General features: G+C 74.3%; 15 protein-coding genes. 6 read left to right on the forward strand and 9 right to left on the reverse strand.

Features of this window, described 5'->3' with window-relative positions:
* The first annotated feature begins 97 nt into the window (after nucleotides 1-97).
* Complete coding sequence (locus GA0070213_RS06875; protein ID WP_425412805.1) at nucleotides 98-499, forward strand: RDD family protein; 402 nt, start codon at nucleotides 98-100, stop codon at nucleotides 497-499.
* A 64-nt stretch (nucleotides 500-563) separates the two neighbouring features.
* On the opposite strand, the gene GA0070213_RS06880 is transcribed toward GA0070213_RS06875, so the two are convergent.
* On the reverse strand, nucleotides 564-1253 hold the full coding sequence (locus GA0070213_RS06880; RefSeq protein WP_091059179.1) for a DUF4191 domain-containing protein: 690 nt from the start codon (nucleotides 1251-1253) through the stop codon (nucleotides 564-566).
* A gap of 218 nt (nucleotides 1254-1471) precedes the next feature.
* Between GA0070213_RS06880 and GA0070213_RS31430 the strand changes: the two genes are divergently transcribed.
* Nucleotides 1472-1642 carry a hypothetical protein gene (locus tag GA0070213_RS31430; RefSeq protein ID WP_175441237.1) on the forward strand — a complete coding sequence of 57 codons (171 nt, stop codon included), beginning with the start codon at nucleotides 1472-1474 and terminating at the stop codon, nucleotides 1640-1642.
* Nucleotides 1643-1902: 260 nt separating this feature from the next.
* Complete coding sequence (locus tag GA0070213_RS06885; RefSeq protein ID WP_091060101.1) at nucleotides 1903-4983, forward strand: helix-turn-helix transcriptional regulator; 3081 nt, start codon at nucleotides 1903-1905, stop codon at nucleotides 4981-4983.
* Here GA0070213_RS06885 and GA0070213_RS06890 read toward each other — a convergent pair.
* Nucleotides 4965-6575 carry a hypothetical protein gene (locus tag GA0070213_RS06890; RefSeq protein ID WP_091059182.1) on the reverse strand — a complete coding sequence of 537 codons (1611 nt, stop codon included), beginning with the start codon at nucleotides 6573-6575 and terminating at the stop codon, nucleotides 4965-4967. The two genes, GA0070213_RS06885 and GA0070213_RS06890, sit on opposite strands and share 19 nt — an antisense overlap.
* A 59-nt stretch (nucleotides 6576-6634) precedes the next feature.
* A complete protein-coding gene (gene lipA / locus GA0070213_RS06895; protein ID WP_175441238.1) occupies nucleotides 6635-7681 on the reverse strand; it encodes a lipoyl synthase in 1047 nt (348 codons plus the stop codon).
* Between the two features lie 417 nt (nucleotides 7682-8098).
* On the opposite strand from lipA, the gene aspS reads away from it, so the two are divergent.
* Nucleotides 8099-9385: an aspartate--tRNA(Asn) ligase gene (aspS, locus tag GA0070213_RS06900; RefSeq protein ID WP_091059188.1), complete on the forward strand. Its 1287-nt coding sequence runs from the start codon at nucleotides 8099-8101 to the stop codon at nucleotides 9383-9385.
* A 57-nt stretch (nucleotides 9386-9442) separates the two neighbouring features.
* On the opposite strand, the gene GA0070213_RS06905 is transcribed toward aspS, so the two are convergent.
* The 3 genes from GA0070213_RS06905 to GA0070213_RS06915 all read right to left on the reverse strand — a co-directional run bounded on the left by GA0070213_RS06905 (nucleotide 9443) and on the right by GA0070213_RS06915 (nucleotide 12765).
* Entirely contained in the window at nucleotides 9443-10114 is a 672-nt protein-coding gene (locus tag GA0070213_RS06905; RefSeq protein WP_217628594.1) for a lytic polysaccharide monooxygenase auxiliary activity family 9 protein, read from the reverse strand.
* Between the two features lie 133 nt (nucleotides 10115-10247).
* Complete coding sequence (gene lipB, locus GA0070213_RS06910; protein WP_091059192.1) at nucleotides 10248-10889, reverse strand: lipoyl(octanoyl) transferase LipB; 642 nt, start codon at nucleotides 10887-10889, stop codon at nucleotides 10248-10250.
* A 52-nt stretch (nucleotides 10890-10941) separates the two neighbouring features.
* Entirely contained in the window at nucleotides 10942-12765 is a 1824-nt protein-coding gene (locus tag GA0070213_RS06915) for a DUF6311 domain-containing protein (RefSeq protein WP_091059194.1), read from the reverse strand.
* 113 nt (nucleotides 12766-12878) lie between these two features.
* On the opposite strand from GA0070213_RS06915, the gene GA0070213_RS06920 reads away from it, so the two are divergent.
* Nucleotides 12879-14105, forward strand: a complete 1227-nt coding sequence (locus GA0070213_RS06920) for an extracellular catalytic domain type 1 short-chain-length polyhydroxyalkanoate depolymerase (RefSeq protein ID WP_091059197.1) — start codon at nucleotides 12879-12881, stop codon at nucleotides 14103-14105.
* A 51-nt stretch (nucleotides 14106-14156) separates the two neighbouring features.
* Here the strand turns inward: GA0070213_RS06920 and GA0070213_RS06925 are convergent, their stop codons facing one another.
* A complete protein-coding gene (locus GA0070213_RS06925) occupies nucleotides 14157-15056 on the reverse strand; it encodes a TIGR01777 family oxidoreductase (protein WP_091059200.1) in 900 nt (299 codons plus the stop codon).
* A 58-nt stretch (nucleotides 15057-15114) separates the two neighbouring features.
* Here GA0070213_RS06925 and GA0070213_RS06930 point away from each other — a divergent pair, with 58 nt between their 5' ends.
* A complete protein-coding gene (locus GA0070213_RS06930; RefSeq protein WP_245716291.1) occupies nucleotides 15115-15489 on the forward strand; it encodes a hypothetical protein in 375 nt (124 codons plus the stop codon).
* 166 nt (nucleotides 15490-15655) lie between these two features.
* Here GA0070213_RS06930 and GA0070213_RS06935 read toward each other — a convergent pair whose 3' ends face one another.
* The gene (locus GA0070213_RS06935) at nucleotides 15656-16189 is read right to left on the reverse strand and encodes a DinB family protein (protein ID WP_425412806.1); all 534 of its coding nucleotides are present in this window, start codon (nucleotides 16187-16189) and stop codon (nucleotides 15656-15658) included.
* Nucleotides 16186-17196, reverse strand: a complete 1011-nt coding sequence (locus GA0070213_RS06940; protein ID WP_091059203.1) for an aldo/keto reductase — start codon at nucleotides 17194-17196, stop codon at nucleotides 16186-16188. The genes GA0070213_RS06935 and GA0070213_RS06940 overlap by 4 nt, the downstream gene beginning before the upstream one ends.
* Between the last annotated feature and the right edge of the window lie 12 nt (nucleotides 17197-17208).

Here is a 17208-nt window from a genome sequence, read left to right on the forward strand (position 1 = left end):
GTCGCTCGCGGAGCGTCATCACCCGTACCAAGTGTTCGGTATTGCGATTGTTGTCGGATTTTTCGGTGGGCGTCGAGGCGGCGCTACCCTGGCCGCTGTGACCGATACCGCCGCCGCGCCGGTGCCACCCGCCACCGACCCCGCCTTCACGCCCCCCGGCCTCGGCCGCCGCTTCGGCGCGCTGGTCATCGACTGGGTGCTCTGTCTGATGGTCGCCCGGTCGTTCGCCGACCCGGTCCGCGACGGCTGGCCGCCGGTCCTGGTGCTGATCCTCGAGTACGGGTTCTTCCTCGGCCTCTTCGCCCAGACCCCCGGCATGTACCTGACCCGGCTGCGCTGCGTCGCCTGGGCCGACGGCGGCCGGATCGGGCTGGCCCGAGGGCTGCTGCGAGGGCTCCTGCTGGCCCTCGTCGTCCCGGCCCTGATCATGGATCAGCACCGTCGCGGCCTGCACGACCGGCTCACCGGCGCGGTCGTCGCCGACGCGCCGCGCCGCTGACCCACCCGATGAGAAAGGAGCCGGCCCCGCGGGGGACCGGCTCCTTTCTCGGGTACGTCGGGAGTCAGCGACCCCGGGTCTGCCGGAACGCGCCCCGCGGCGGCCGCATGTTCTTCGGCACCGCGCCCTTGGGCATCTGCGGCCGCGCGGTCAGCGCCTTGAGCCGCTTGTCGAGGGCGTTGACGTCCTTCGGGGAGAGGGTGCGCGGCAGCCGCATCACGGTCATCCGCAGCTTGCGGACCGGCAGCTCGCCCTCGCCCTGACCGATCACGTAGTCGTGCAGCGGGGCCGAGCCGATCACCTTGGCCAGCCGGCGCTTCTCCTGGCCAAGCAGGCCGCGCACGCGCTGCGGGTTCCCCTCGGCCAGCAGGATCACGCCGGCGCGACCCAGCACCAGGTGGACCATGTCCATCTGGGTGGTCGAGCTGACCGCCGGGGTGACCCGCCAGTCGCCGCGCATGCTCTCCATGATCTGCGCCGCCGCGCCGGGCTGCCCCTCGGCGGCGTTCATCATCGCCTTGTTGGACCGCAGGTTGAGCACGATCAGCAGGGCGAGCAGCGCGAGCAGGATGCCGATCGGCAGCCAGATCCAGCCCCAGGCGAGCACCGCGACCACGGTGAGCGCGAGCGGGATCAGCACCGCCGCCGCGGCCAGCGGCGCGAACCACTTGTCCTGCTTGGCGGTGAACTTGAACACCATCCCGATCTGCTTCAGCCGCTGGCCGAACGAGACCTTCTCCTGGGGCTTTGCCATGCCGCAGAGTCTAGTGGTCGGCGCTCGGCCCGTTGATCCGTGGCCACCCGTTCCGCCGCGGGCTGAGTACCTTACGGCCGCGCCGGCCCACCCGGCCGCCGGGTAAGGAGGCGGCGCGGGCAGAAGATCAGGCGGCGTGCCCATGCGCCGGGGGCACCTGCGCGCGGAAAGTCGACCTCGACAGCGAGACACGACACCGCACCACAGGGAGATCCGACATGTTCGGCAACGACGCAGAGTTCCTGCTCAGCATCCACCGCAGCCACGCCTCCGAGCTGCAGGCCGACGCGGCCAACGACCGGCTCGCCCGGTCGCTGTCCCGCCGGCACCCGCACGGCTGGCTGAGCCGCCGCAAGCACACCGCCCGTACCACCGACGCCCGCCGGTGACCGCCCCACCGCTCACCGGCCCGGCGATCACCGGCCCGGACCCCGCCGGTGCGCTCGACACCGGCCCGGCCGTCACGGGGGCGGCCGGGCCGGTGGTCACCGGCAGTCCGGTCGGGCCGGCGGTCACCGGCAGTCCGGTCGGGCCGGCGGTCACCGGCAGTCCGGTCGGGCCGGTGGTCACCGGCGACCGGGCCGGACCGGCCGGACGGGCGGTCGCCGACGGGCCGTCCGGGCCGGTCGGGTCGTCGGACCGCCGTGGCATGCTCGACGGCGTGACCGCACGCGCCGCCAGCACCGTTCTCGTCGGCCGGCAGCCCGAGCTGGCCGCGCTGGGCGGGGCGCTGGCCCGGGCCCGGGGCGGCGACCCGACCACCGTGCTGGTCGGCGGCGAGGCCGGGGTCGGCAAGACCCGCCTGCTGGAGGAGTTCGGCGGTCACGTCGCCACCACCGGGGCGCGGGTGCTGGTCGGCCAGTGCCTCGAGCTGGGCGAGGCCGGCCTGCCGTTCGCCCCGTTCGCGGCCGCGCTGCGCGACGTGCTGCGGCACGACGGCCCGGCGGCCTTCGCCGGCTACGAGGCCGAGTTCGCCCGGCTGCTGCCCGAGCTGGCCCGGATGCCCGCCGCCGCCCCCGCCGGCCCGGCCCTCCCCGACAGCCCACGTGGCTACCTGTTCGACCTGGTCGCCGAGCTGTTCCGGCGGATCGCCGAGGAGCGCCCGTTGGTGCTGGTGATCGAGGACCTGCACTGGGCCGACCGGTCCACCCGGGATCTGATCGGCTTCCTGGTGCGGGCCGCCCGCGCCACCCGCCTGCTCGTCGTCTGCACCTACCGCACCGACGAGCTGCACCGCGGCCATCCACTGCGGCCCTTCCTCGCCGAGCTGGACCGGGTCCGCGGCGTCGACCGCATCGAGCTGGCCCGGCTCGACCGCGACGGCACCGCCGCCGTCCTCGCCGACCTGCTCGGCGTCGAGCCGTCCGCCCGCGCCGTCGACGACGTGCACGACCGCACCCAGGGCAACCCGTTCTTCATCGAGGAGCTCGCCGCGGCCGGCGACCCGGTCGGCTGCGCGGTGCTCCCGGAGACGCTGCGCGACCTGCTGCTCGCCCGGGTGGACCGGCTGCCCGAGCCGGCCCAGCGGGTGCTGCGGATCGCCGCGGCCGGCGGCACCCGCTTCTCCCACCAGCTCGTCGCCGAGGTGGCCGGGCTGCCCGAGGCCGAGCTGGAGGACGCGCTGCGCGCCGCCGTCGCCGGGCAGCTCGTGGTCGCCGATCCCGACGGCGACTACGAGTTCCGGCACGCGCTGGTGCGCGAGGCGGTGCACGACGACCTGCTCCCCGGCGAGCACGCCCGGCTGCACGCCCGCTACGCCGCGGCGATCGAGGCGCAGCCGCATCTGGTGGCCGCCGGCCGCGCCCCGGCCGAGGTCGCCCACCACTGGTACGCGGCGCACGACCATCCCCGCGCCCTCACCACCGCCCGGGCCGCCGCCGCGGCGGCGGCGGAGCGATCCGCGTACGCCGAGCAGAGCCGGCTGCTGGAGCGCGTCCTGGAGCTGTGGGAGCTGGTGCCCGACGCCGCCGACCGCCTCGGCATGGACCACCTGCGGGTGCTGGAGGAGACGCTGACCGCGGCGGTCACCGCCGGCGACCTGGGCCGGGCGCTCACCCTCACCCGGGCCGCGCTGGCCGAGGTCGACCCGGGGGCCGAGCCGCTGCGCGCCGCCGCCCTGCTCGACCACCGGGGCCGGCTGCTCGCCCTGCTCGGCAAGAGCGACGGCGCGGTGGAGCTGCGCGAGGCGTACCGGCTGGCGGCCGGCGCGCCGGGCGGCGCGGAGCGGTTCGGGGTGCTCGCCGACATCGCGGCGCACCTGATGAAGGTCGACCCCCGGGAGGCCGCCTCGGTCGCCGCCGAGGCGATGGCCGGCGCGTCCGAGACCGGCACCGACCTGGTGCTGCTGCCCACCCGGATCGCCCTGCTGCACCGCATCGACGACACCCCGGATCTGGGGCTGGCCGAGCTGCGCCGGGTGCAGGAGCGGGCCCGGGCCGCCGGCGACTCGTGGGCCCTGGTCAGCGCGTTGGTGTTCCTCTCCGACGTGCTCTACGAGCTGGGCCGGTACGCCGAGTCGGAGCAGGCCGCCGCGGCCGGCGTGAGCGAGGCGCGCCGGGCCGGGATCAGCCGTTCGATCGGCGCCTACCTGCTCTCCAACCGGGCCGAGGCGCTGATCGCGCTGGGCCGGTGGGACGAGGCGGACGCGACATGCGCCGAGGCGGCCCGGATCGACCCGCCGGGCGTCTCCGGGCTGCACTGGCTGCAACTGCGCGCCGGGCTGCGACTGGCCCGGGCGCATCCCGGCTCCGGCGAACTCGTCGGGCGGGCGCTGGCGTTCCTGGCCCGGCCCTACCTCTGGCCGAACCACCGGCTGCCGCTGCACGAGCTGCGCGTCGAGGCCGCCCTGTCCGCCGACGACAAACTGGAGGCGGCCCGCGCGGCCCGCGCCGCCCTGGGCGATCCGCACCTGGCCGACCTGCCCCGCGAGGGCTGGCCGGTGCTCAGCGCGTCGGCCCGGGCAGCGGTGCTCGCCGGTGACCCGGCGCTGGCCGCCGAGGTGTCCGCGGTGGCGGCCGTGCTGCCGACCCGCCATCCGGCCGAGCGGGCGCACGCCGCCCAGGTCGCCGCGCTCCTGTTCGGCCTCGACCCGGCCGGCCGCGACCGCGACGAGTTCCCGCCGGTGTCGGCCGTCTCCGGGGCGGGCGCTGCCGCCCCCGCCGAGCCGGGTGCGGGCGGCACCGACCCCACGGGCGAGACGCGGCCGTCGACCGGCGAGACGTGGCCGTCGGCGGGCGCGGCGCGGCTGTCGACCGGCGAGGCGGTGCAGGCGTGGCGGGCCGCGGTGGCGGCGTGGCGGGCGGCCGGGCCGCCGCATCCTCTGGGGCGGGCGCTGCTCGGGCTGGCCGAGGCGGCCGCGGCCGCCGGCGAGCGGGACGAGGTGGCCGCCGCCGTCCGGGAGACGGTCGAGCTGGCCGCCCGGCTGGGCGCCACCCCGCTGGGCGAGCAGGCCACCACGCTGGCCCGCCGGGTCGGTCTGCGCGGCACCGGGCGACCCGGGCCGGACCTGCTGACCAGCCGGGAGCAGGAGGTGCTGCGGCTGGTCGCCGAGGGGCACAGCAACAGCCGGATCGCCGAGCGGCTCTTCATCTCCCCGAAGACGGCGAGCGTGCACGTGTCCCGGATCATCGCCAAGCTGGACGTGACCAACCGGGTCGAGGCCGCCGCGCTGGCGCACCGCCTGGGCCTGCTCGACCCGCCGCCCGCCCCGGCTCAGCGGCGGGGCAGGTAGATCCGCCAACCGGGGAGCGTGATCACCCGCAGGGCGCCCGGTTCCGCGCCGAGCTGCCGGTCCAGCCGGGCGGCCAGCGGTGAGCCGTCCGGCGCCACCCACGCCGCGTCCGGGTCCGCGGCCACCGCCCGCCGATATCCCGGCAGCCGGTCGAAGCCGGGGCGCAGCTCGTCGTCGACCACCGCGCACACGGTGTCCTCGCCGCTGGCGAACGAGATCCGGTTGCACGTCCAGTAGCCGCCGCGGGCGTGCTGGACGCCCAGGTCGCCGAGGGCGTCGACGAGCAGCCGGTGCCGGTCGGCCTCGGCGTGCACGGCCGGCACCGCCCGGATCGCGTCCACTGTGGCGCTCACCCCCGTGCCGAGGATCCCGGCGAGCACCACCACCGCCCCGACGCCGGCCACCCGGCTCCTGCGCGACCGCACGTCGGCCACCCGGCGGGCGACCTGCCACAGCGGCCAGAGCAGGGCCGGGACGGCGACCGCCAGGCAGGACAGGTAGCGGCTGCTCTCCAGCGGCGTCCGCCCGGCCGCGCTGCTCGACGCGTACGCGGCCAGCACCGCCGCCGCGCCGGCGAGCAGCGCCAGCCGCACCCCCGCCGACACCCGCCGCTCCGCCGACGACGGCGGGACGGGTCGGCGCAGGGTACGCCACGCGGTGTACGCCGCGAGCAGCAGCAGGACGAGGAAGACCGGGGCCCACCAGAGCTGCCAGGGGGCGCAGCGGCCGGGCGAGCAGAAGCCCATGGCCAGCGGCGGACCGACGACCAGTCCGCCGTGCCACCGCTCGGCCCAGCCCGCCGCCGTGCCGGAGCCACTGGCGGCCAGCACCGCGGTGAGCGGGTTACGCCCGTGCCGGAGGTTGTCCAGCACCATCGGGGCGGCACCCAGCAGCAGCGCGCCGCCGAGCACCGCCCCGGCGCGGCCGGCCAGCTCCCGCCGCCGCCACGCCACCAGCAGCGCGCCGAGGGCCAGCACGTACGGCAGGATCAGCGGGTCGACCCAGAGCAGCACGCCGGCGACCAGCCCCCAGGCCGCCCAGCGGGGCAGCCGCGCGCCCGGCCCGTTGTCGCACAGCGCGACGGTGAGCAGCGCCAGTGCCGCGCCGGCCGGATTCAGCTCGGGATAGCCGCCGCCGGCGATGAGCTGGTCCTTCACCACCCGGTCCGCGCCGAGCGCCAGCACGGCGACGACCAGCAGGGCGTACCAGGGGTCGCCGCCGAGCCGGCGGGTGAACCGCCAGGACAGCAGCAGGAACAGCGCGTACAGGGCCAGGGTGGGCAGCCGCAGTACGAGCACGGACGGCCCGGCGACCGCGACCAGGGGCGCGGCCAGATACGCCTCCAGCGTGCCCATGTACGCCTGGCCGTAGAACCAGACCGGGAAGTCGTCGCCCCGGGCGATGTGCAGGGCGGCCAGCCCCATGGTCGCCTCGTCGCTGTTGCCGGGCGGGGCGTCGGCGAGCAGCAGCGCCAACCGGTAGCCGATGCCGGCGAACCCGACCACCAGGGTGAGCAGCGCCGGCAGCCGGGGACGCCGGGGCGTACGCGGGCGGTCGGCCTCGCGTAGCTCCTGGCGTACCCCGGCGGTCATGCCTGGATCATGGCATCCGGCCGGGGGCCGGCGGCGGGCGACGCGGTGCGACGCCGGCCTCAGCCGGCGACGGTGACCTGTTCGCGGGCGGCGAGTGCCTGCTGGTAGAGGCGGCCGGCGCGGTAGGACGAGCGGACCAGTGGGCCGCTCATCACGCCGGCGAAGCCGATCTCCTCGGCTTCCTCGCGCAGCTCGACGAACTCCTCCGGCTTGACCCAGCGGGTGACCGGGTGGTGCCGGGGGGAGGGGCGCAGGTACTGCGTGATGGTGATCAGCTCGCAACCGGCCTCGTGCAGGTCGCGCAGCGCCTGCGAGACCTCGGCGCGCTCCTCGCCCATGCCGAGGATCAGGTTGCTCTTGGTGACCAGGCCGTCGGCGCGGGCCTGGCGGATCACGTCGAGTGAGCGCTCGTAGCGGAACGCCGGGCGGATGCGCTTGAAGATGCGCGGCACGGTCTCCACGTTGTGCGCCAGCACCTCGGGGCGGGAGCCGAAGACCTCGGCGAGCTGCTCGGGCACCGCGTTGAAGTCGGGGATCAGCAGCTCGACTCCGCAGCCGGACCGCAGGGCGTGGATCTGCCGGACCGTCTCGGCGTAGAGCCAGGCGCCGCCGTCGGGCAGGTCGTCGCGGGCCACGCCGGTGATGGTGGCGTAGCGCAGGCCCATCGCGGCCACCGACTCGGCGACCCGGCGCGGCTCGTCGGCGTCGAACTCGGCCGGCTTACCGGTGTCGATCTGGCAGAAGTCGCAGCGGCGGGTGCACTGGTCACCGCCGATGAGGAAGGTGGCCTCGCGGTCCTCCCAGCATTCGTAGATGTTGGGGCAGCCGGCCTCCTGGCACACGGTGTGCAGACCCTCGCGCGAGACGAGCCCGCGCAGCTGGGTGTACTCCGGGCCCATCTTGGCCTTGACCTTGATCCACGGGGGTTTGCGCTCGATCGGCGTCTCGGCGTTGCGCGCTTCGATCCGCAGCATCCGCCGCCCCTCCGGGGCGACGGTCGCGGTGCGCGCGGGCTGCTCAGTCGTCGGCGCGGTTTGCTCGATCGTCACGAAATCGAGCCTACGCCGGTCGGCGGCGGTCGATGAACGTCGGGCGACGGCCGTCACCCCTGAAACGTTGTGACACCGGACACGAGCGGTCAAAAAACCTCGTCACATTCCGGTGGTGGGGGTGCTAGCGTGCCGGCAGAGCTGCGACGGAGCCGAGTAGCGGACCGACCGCCAGCCCAGAGAGCCGCCGACGTGCTGTGAGGCGGTCTGGCGCCGGCCCCGTGAAGACCCTCCCGAGCTGCGGGAAGAACGGCCGCGTTGTAAGGAAGGGCCCCCTGTTAACGCCTCCGGTAGAGGCGGGGGCCCCTATTAACACCCGCGCCCAGTAGAACCCGCCCGGCTGGCCTCGGTGAAAAGGCGACGAACGAGGCTCTCCGCCGAGGCGGAGGGCGAAGGTGTGGTGGCACCGCGAGGATCCCGCTCGCCCACACCTCCCTGGGGATCGCGTTGCGATTGATCAAGGAGGTAGCCACCGTGCAACGCATCCTGTCCACCCAACTCCCCACCCACGTCGGCGCGACCGTCCGGCTCGCCGGCTGGGTCCACCGCCGCCGGCTGCTCAAGTCGGTGGCGTTCCTGATCGTCCGGGACGCCGCCGGGCTCGCCCAGGTGGTGGTCGCCGCGCCCGACGTGCGCGCGCAGGTCGAGGCGCTCACCGAGGAGACCGTCGTCGAGGTGGTCGGCACCGTGGTCGCGAACCCCACCGCGCCCGCCGGGGTCGAGGTCGTCGAGCCGACGGTACGACCGCTCGGCCCGCTCGCCGTGCCGCCCCCGTTCGACCTGTACCGGCCGGCGCTCACCGCGAGCCTGCCCACCCAGCTCGACCACGCGTCGACCGCGCTGCGGCACCCGACCCGCTCGGCCGCGCTGCGGATCTCGGCGGCGGCGGTGGCCGGCTTCCGGGCCACGCTCGACCGGCAGCGCTTCGTCGAGGTGCACACGCCGAAGGTGGTCGGCTCGTCCACCGAGAGCGGCGCGAACGTGTTCGCGCTCGACTGGTTCGGGCGGCCCGCCTACCTGGCCCAGTCGCCGCAGTTCTACAAGCAGCTCATGGTGGGCGTCTTCGAGCGGGTGTACGAGGTGGGCCCGGTGTTCCGCGCCGAGCCGCACGACACGGTGCGCCACCTGGCCCAGTACACCTCGCTCGACGTGGAGTTGGGCTTCGTGACCGACCACCGGGACGTGATGGCCGTGCTGCGGGACACCCTGGCCGGGATGCTCGCCGGCGTCGTCGAGCGGGCGGGTGGCGCGCTCGACACGCTCGGGGTGACGGTGCCGGAGGTGCCCGCGGAGATCCCGGCGGTGCACTTCACCGACGCGCTGAAGATCGCCGGGGCGCCGGCCGACGAGCCCGACCTGGCGCCCGCGCACGAGCGGGCGCTGGGGGAGTGGGCCCGGGCCGAGCACGGCAGCGACTTCCTGTTCGTCACCGGGTACCCGATGGCGAAGCGGCCCTTCTACACCCACCCGGACCCGACCCGGCCGACCCACTCGAACGGCTTCGACCTGCTGTTCCGAGGGATGGAGCTGGTCACCGGCGGGCAGCGGCTGCACCGGCACGCCGACTACCTGGCCGCGCTCGCGGCGCGGGGCGAACCGGTGGAGCCGTACGCCGGGTACGTGGACGCGTTCCGGCACGGCATGCCGCCGCACGGCGGCTTCGCGATCGGCCTGGAGCGGTTCGTCGCCCGGTTGACCGGCGCGGCGAACGTCCGGGAGGTGACCGCCTTCCCGCGCGACCTGCACCGCCTCACGCCCTGACGGTGGCACGACTCCGGCCCGGGACGCGGGTGTCCCGGGCCGGAGCGGTGCGTCGGATCAGGTGAAGTTCACGTCACTGCACCACATGTACGCCTGGTCGAGGTGGGAGGCCTGCCAGATGACGAACAGGATGTGGTGTCCGGTGTAGCCGGAGGTCGAGACGTTGAAGCTGATGTTCTGCGCCGGCGCGTACCGGCCGGTCTGGGTGATGTAGTCGAGGTTTCCCCAGCCGAGCTTCTGGGTGGTCGGGTTGAACCCCTGCTTGCTCACGTAGACCTTGAAGTAGTCGGCGCCGTGGCTGGCCTGGTCGTAGAGCTGGACCGTGAAGTTGCGACCGATGTTCGTGGTCTTCCACGCTCCGGGCCGGTTCAGGCTGTCGTTGCGGGACAGGGCGTTGCTGCAGAGCTGCCCGTCCGGGGTGCGGGCCTGGAACTGCCCGCCGAGGCCGTCGCGCAGCGCGCTCATCCAGTTCCACATGGTGTCGGCGTTGGCCTGGAACGCCTGCCAACACATCGGGTCCTGCTGCTGCATGGCCGGGTTGGTGTGCTGGCTGCCCCAGGTCTGCCAGCACTTGTAGGCACGGGTGCCCGGGCTGACGATCGTGCCGTGGGCCTGGGCCGCGCCGGGCACGGCCAGGATGCCGGCGAGCAGGGCGAGAGCCAGGACGAGCGCTCGGACGGGTTGGCGGACGGCTGATCCCGGTCGGTCGGATTGGTGGTGGGAACGCACGGTTACGTCCTCCTTCGGCGCTGAGGATGGGAGTGGGAGCGCTTCCACCCCCAGCGTCGCATTTAATACAGTAAATATCAATGATCGTCTATATCTCTGCCTGGACCGAGTGGATCCGCGCAGGTGGAGGGCGTCAGATCCGGGTCAGGGTGGGCAGGTGCCGCTCGACCACCGGCAGCACGTCGGCGACCGTGACCGGCCGGCCCAGCTCGGCGGTGAGCGAGGTGACCCCGGCGTCGCGGATGCCGCAGGGCACGATCCGGTCGAAGAAGCCCAGGTCGCAGTCGCAGTTGACGGAGAAGCCGTGCAGCGTGACGCCGCGGGCCACCCGGATGCCGATGGCGGCCACCTTGCGCGCCGGCCCCCGGTCGTCCTCCGGCACCCAGACGCCGCTGCGGCCCTCGACCCGGCCGGCGGTCAGTCCGAACTCGGCGCAGACGTCGATCAGCAACTGCTCGGTGCGCCGGACGTACGCCACCACGTCGACCGGGTCGGGCAGGCGGACGATGGGGTAGCCGACCAGCTGCCCCGGGCCGTGCCAGGTGATCTTGCCGCCGCGGTCCACGTCCACCACCGGCGTGCCGTCGGTCGGCCGGTCCCACGGCTCGGTGCGCTTGCCGGCGGTGTAGACGCTCGGGTGCTCCAGCAGCAGCACCGTGTCGCCCCGCTCGCCGGCCACCACGGCCTCGTGCAGCCGGCGCTGCTCGGCCCAGGCGGCCTGGTAGTCGAGCCGGCCGGCGCGGACGGCGGTCGGTCCGGAAGTCGTCACGCTCACCCGGCCAGCGTAGTCCCGCCGGCCGGGCCGCCGGCTCGTGACGCTCGTCGCGTCACGCCGCGGGCACCCGCCACAGCCAGACGTCCTCGACCCGCTCCGGCGGGCCGAGCAGGGCGGTGGCGGTGCGCCGCAGCGCCTCCTCGTCGACGTCGTACTTGGCGCCGTGCACCCGGTCGGCCAGCACCACCGCCCGCACCCCCCAGTAGCGCAGGTCGGCCCGCGACTCCTGGATGCTGCCCTCGGTGACGATCGGCACCAGCCCGGTGCTGCCGGCCTGGTCCATCAACGTGTCGAAGGTGCGCGGCACCGGGCCGATCCGGCCCCGGCCGTCCGGCCCGCCCGGGCCGAGGAAGAAGCCGGCCGGGATGCGGAACTCACCCTGCCGGTGGGCGAGGGCGTACGCCTGCCAGCGCTGCCCGTCCGGGTAGACGTCGACGGTCAGCGGCAGCGGGGTGAGCACCCCGTCGGGCGGGACGTAGCGCTTCCAGGCCCCGCCGGTGATGAACACCGGGATCGGCTCGCGGACGCTGGTGAGCAGCGGGGTCGGCAACAGCGGCAGCAGCGCGACGACGAAGCCGACCAGCCAGACCGCGCCGACCGCCCGCCGGGGCGGCCGGGCGCGCAGCGCGTCGATCGCGTACGCCAGCAGCAGCCCGACGACCGGCGCGACGACCAGGGCCAGCCGGGACGGCAGCGCCGCGTTGACCACCGGCAGGTTGTCCAGCACCCCGAACGGCAGCAGTTGGTCGGTGCGCCGGCCGTTCCACTTGGCCGTCGGCCCCCAGGAGAGCACCGCGAAGACCACCGCGGTCACGCCGAGCGCGAGCAGGGTGGCCCGGAACGCCCGGTCGGCGCGTCGCCAGAGCAGGGCGAAGCAGGCGACCGCGAGCAGCAGCAGCGGGACGCCGAAGAACGAGTTCTCCTCGGTCGGGTTGGGCGCCAGCGAGGTGCCGAAACCGGCCCAGCCGGCGAGCGACCGGCGCGGGTACGACCCGTACGCGGCGATGTCCTCGGAGTGGATCAGCGGGTCGAAGCCGGTGCCGTGGAACCGTTGCGGGCCGGCGAAGTGCAGCCACAGCGGGTACGCCAGCAGCACGCCGGCCACCAGCGCGGTCACCCCGAGCCCGGCCAGCACGCGCGGCAGCGCCGCCCGCACCTCCGCTCGCCGGGCCGGGTGCAGCGCCCAGACCAGCAGGAACGCCGCGAGTGCCAGGGCGGTGAAGAAGAGACCCTCGGCGGCGATCGAGAACGCCACCGCCACCAGCAGGCCGAGCACGATCCCGCCGGTGACCGCGCGGCCGGGCCGGCGCAGCCGGAACACGCCCCAGACCAGCAGCGGCACCAGCCAGCCCGCGGTCCAGTTCAGGTGCGCGTTGGCGTGCGACACCATGGCCGGGCAGAAGGCGATGAACAGCGCGCCCACCCCGGCGGCCAGCCGGCTGGCGACCAGGTGCCGGCTGAGCAGCCAGTACCAGGCCACCGCGGTGGCGGCCAGGTTGAGCGTGAGGATCACCAGGAAGGTCGCGGGCGGCCCGATCAGGTACGTCAGCGGTGCGAAGACCGCCGCGTACACGGTGATCGAGGTGTTGACCGCGAGGTTCACCCCGTCCGGGACGTTGATCAGGTGGGTGAAGAGCGGGTTCTCGCCGTGGCTGAGCGCGTGCCCGCCGAAGGCCAGCAGCCACTCGAAGAGCGCCTGGTCGCTGGAGTTGACGGTGATCGTCCGGGTGTTCGGGTCCCGCCACATGCCGCTGGTGACCCAGAGCGCCAGCGCCACCGCCGCGAGTGTCACCAGCAGGTCGGCGCGCCGGTCGCGGGTGACCGGGGACGGGGAGGACGGCACGCAGCGGACGTTACCAACCGGACCTGGGCACACCGCCCGGACGGTGAATGTGTGACCGACAGCTATTCCTGTCGATGAAACACGGACGTAACGTTCCGGCAACTCGGAGAGTGACCCAGTTCACATTCCATGATCGGGAGGTCCCCGTGTCCCGCTCCTCATCCCTCATCACCCGCCTCGCCGGGGCGGCGGCCGGGGTCGTGCTGGCCGCGGCCGGCGTCCTGGTCGCCGCCCTGCCCGCGCAGGCCGCCTCGCTGACCCAGGTCACCGGATTCGGCTCCAACCCCGGCAACCTGACCATGTACGCCTACCGCCCGGACGGCCTGCCCGGCAACGCGCCCGCCGTGGTGCTGCTGCACGGCTGCACCCAGAACGCCTCCACCTACTTCACCAACTCCGGCTGGCAGAAGTACGCCGACCAGTGGAAGTTCGCGCTGATCGTGCCGCAGCAGCCGTCCGGCAACAACGCCAACTCCTGCTTCAACTGGTTCGAGACCGGCGACACCGCACGCGGCCAGGGCGAGGCGTTGTCGATCAAGCAGATGGTCGACTACGCGAAGACCACCTACGGCACCGCCGCCGGCCGCGTCTACGTCAGCGGCCTCTCCGCCGGCGGCGCGATGAGCTCCGTCATGCTCGCCACCTACCCCGACGTGTTCGCCGCCGGCTCGATCATCGCCGGCATCCCGTACCGCTGCGCCACCAGCACCACCACGGCGTACAGCTGCATGAACCCGGGCGTGGACAAGACCCCGGCGCAGTGGGGCGACCTGGTCCGCAACGCGTACGCCGGCTATTCCGGCCCGCGTCCCCGGGTGGCCGTCTGGCACGGCACCAGCGACTACACGGTGAACGTGGCGAACGCGACCGAGTCGCGGGACCAGTGGACCAACGTGCTCGGCGTGTCGCAGAGCCCGACCAGCACCTCGTCGCTGCCGGGCGGCACCAGCCTGGAGATCTACGGCAACGACCAGGTCCGCGTCTACCGGGTCTCCGGGATGGGCCACGGCACCCCGGTCGACCCGGGCTCGGCCGCCGACCAGTGCGGCACCGCCGGGGCGTACTTCCTGGACACCATCTGCTCGACGTACCGCGACGCGCTCTTCTTCGGTCTGAGCGGCGGCGCCACGCCCAGCCCGACCCCGACGGCGACCGCGTCCCCGACCGCCTCGCCCACCCCGACCGCGTCGCCCACCGCCGCGCCGGTCTGCGTCACCGCCAGCAACTACGCGCACGTCGCGGCCGGCCGGGCCTACCAGTCCGGCGGGTACGCCTACGCGCTCGGCAGCGGCCAGCGGATGGGCCTCTACAACACCTTCTACACCACAGCGCTGAAGCAGACCGGCCCCGCTTACTGGGTCATCGGCTGCTGACCCGAGGTAAGGAGGGGCCCGGCTCAACACCTACCAGCGCTCGCGTCGCCCTCAGCCGGTGAGGGCGGCGTGCAGCGCGCCCGGCAGGTCCGGGTGGGTCCAGGTGAAACCGGCCTTGCCGAGCACCCCGGGCAGCACCCGGGTGCTGGTGAGCGCCTCCTGGGCGAACCCGCCGAGGGCCACCTTCAACGCCAGCGCCGGGATCGGCATGATCGCCGGCCGGTGCAGTTGGCGGGCCAGCTCGCGGGTGAACTCGGCGTTCGTGACCGGCGCCGGGCCGACCACGTTGACCGGGCCGGCCACGTCCTCGCGGGCCAGCAGGAACGCCACCGCGTCCAGCCAGTCCCGCATCGAGATCCACGGCAGCCACTGCCGGCCGTTGCCCAGCTTGCCGCCGACCCCCAGCCGGAACGGCAGCAACTGCGGCTTGAGCAGGCCGCCGTCGCGGTGCAGCGGCAACCCGGTGCGCAGCCGCGCCACGCGGACGCCGGCGTCCTCGGCCGGTCGGGTCGCCGCCTCCCAGACCCGGCAGACGTCGGCGAGGAACCCCTCACCGGCCGGCGCGTCCTCCTCCACGGTCCGGTCCCCGGTGTTGCCGTACCAGCCGACCGCTGACGAGTTCAGCAGCACCGCCGGCCGGTCCGCGGCGGGCAGACCGGCGATCGTGATGGCGAGCGTGGTCGTGCTGTCCACCCGGCTGGTCCGGATCAGCTTCCGGTAGTCGTCGTCCCAGCGCTTGTCGCCCACCCCGGCGCCGGCCAGGTTCACCACCGCGTCGGCGTCCGCGACCGCCTGCGGATCGAGCTGTGCGGCGGCCGGATTCCACTGCCGCTCGTCCGGGGTACGCGGTGGGCGGCGGACCAGGCGGGTGACCTGGTGCCCGTCGGCGGTGAGCCGGTCGACCAGTCGGGTGCCGAGGAAGCCGGAGGCGCCGGCCGTGAGGATCCGCATGTTCCCATCTTCGAGCACGCAGCGGGATTCGGATGCGTGGAGGTGCAGACTGGGGCGCGTGGACGCTTCGACACTGCACGAGGTCGGCAGCCGGGCGCGTACCCAACCGCCGCCGCCCTCGGTCGTCTTCGAGGCGCTCACCCGGCCCGACCGGGACCCGGCGCGTCCGTGGCTGCGGCTGCTCGACGACGAGCAGCCGCCCCGGGTGCTGGAGGCCGAGCACCCGGACCTGGTCGTCTGGTCGTCGCTCTGGCCCCGCAGAACGGACGCCCGCGTGCGGTTCGAGCTTGCCTCCGACGGCGGGTGCGGCTGCCTCCTGCGCTGGCGACTGCTGGTCACCGAGCCGTTGCCCGACGCGTCCCTCGTGGGTCACCTGCGCAAACGGCTCAACCGTCTGATCAACGCCGACCTGCGCTTCACCTTCGGCCAGTAGCCGGGCGCGGCGCGCCGCGCCCGGCGGCGCGTGGGCGCGTCGCGGGTCGCAGCAGGTATGTCTTCGCAGCGGTATGCCTCTCGGTCATAATTATGACCGAGAGGCATACCGCTCTTGAGCACAGGTGCGCGCCGTCCGCGACACGCCTGAGAAATCGACGGTGCGGTCATTCCCCGGTGCGACCGTCGATCGCCTCGCGCAGGATGTCGGCCTGACCCAGATGCCGGGCGTACTCGTCGGTCATGTGGGTGAGCACCCACCGCAGCGACCGCTCGGCCCCGGTGCCCGGGGTGCGTCCGATCGCGTCGAGGGAGCGCGCGGCGGCGATCCGGCGGGACGCCGCCACCTCCGCCCGCCAGAGCGCGAAGGTTTCCGGCCCGCCGGCGTCGGCGACATCGTGGAACGGCGCGTCGAAGTCGTCGGTCAGGTCGAACAGGTCACCAGGGAACGCCTCCGCGATCACGCCCTGGAAGTACCAGCGTTCGACCGTCGCGAGGTGCCGGACCAGGCCGAGCAGCGACAGGCTGGACGACGGCACCGGTCTCGACCGCAGCTGCTCGTCGGACAGGCCCGCGCACTTGCGGACCAGGGCGTCCCGCTGGAAGTCGAGGAAGGTGTCGAGGAGCGTGCGTTCGTCGGCGGTGGCCGGCAGCGCGAAGCGTCGGTCGACGTCGGAGTCACCGGGCTCGGCGGCGCTCACGCGGTCGCCGGGGTGGAGCGCAGGTCGGCGAGGAGGCGCTCCACCTCGGCGAACGCGGCCTCCGGCAACGGCCCGTACGCCAACGCGCCCACGTTCTCCTCGGCCTGGCCGACCGTCCGGCAGCCGGGGATCGGCAGCGTGTGCGGGCTGCGGGCGAGCAGCCAGCCCAACGCGCCCTGGGCGAGCGTGCGGCCGTCGGCGGTGAGCGCCTCGCGGACCCGGGCCACCCGGTCGGCCCACTCGGCACGCGGGACGCCGTCGCTGAACCAGTCCAGCCACTCCGGGGCCGACCCGCGCACGTCGTCGCCGCCCCGGGCCGCCGGCGCGCCCTGGTACTTCGCGGTGAGCAGGCCCATCGCCAGCGGCCCCCGGTTGAGGCTGGCCAGGTCGAACTCGTCGCAGACCGCGAGCATCGCGGCGTTGTCCCGCAGCACCGACTGGTCGTGCTGGATCGCCGTGCAGTGCGGGCCCGCCTCGGCGAACGCGCGCGCCGAGGCCGGGTCGTCGGTGCTCCAGCCGTACGCCCGGATCGTGCCCGCGCCGACCAGGTCCTCCAGCGTCTCGACCAGGTCCAGCGCCCGCGGCACCGGCAACCCGCCCAGGTGCAGCTGGTAGAGGTCGACGTGGTCGGTGCCGAGCCGGCGCAGCGAGCCCTCCAGGCTGCGCCGCGCGTACTCCGGGCTGGCGTCCTCGCCGGCGGCCTGCCGGGTCGCCTCGTCGGTGGGATAGCCGAACTTGGTGGCGATCACCGCCCGGTCCCGCCGGCCGGCGAGCGCGCGGCCCAGCACCCGCTCGCTGTGCCCCGCGCCGTAGTTGCTGGAGGTGTCGAAGAGGGTCGCGCCCAGATCCAGCGCCCGGTGCACGGTGCGGACCGACTCGTCGTCGTCCACCTCGCCCCAACCGAGCGGCTGCGCCCCGTCCCAGAGCGGACCACCGATCGCCCAGCACCCCATGCCGATGGCGCTGACCTCGATGCCGCTGCGGCCCAACCGTCGTGTCGTCGTCATGACCCCAGTGTC

The sequence above is a fragment of the Micromonospora humi genome, assembly GCF_900090105.1.
Taxonomy (GTDB): domain Bacteria; phylum Actinomycetota; class Actinomycetes; order Mycobacteriales; family Micromonosporaceae; genus Micromonospora; species Micromonospora humi.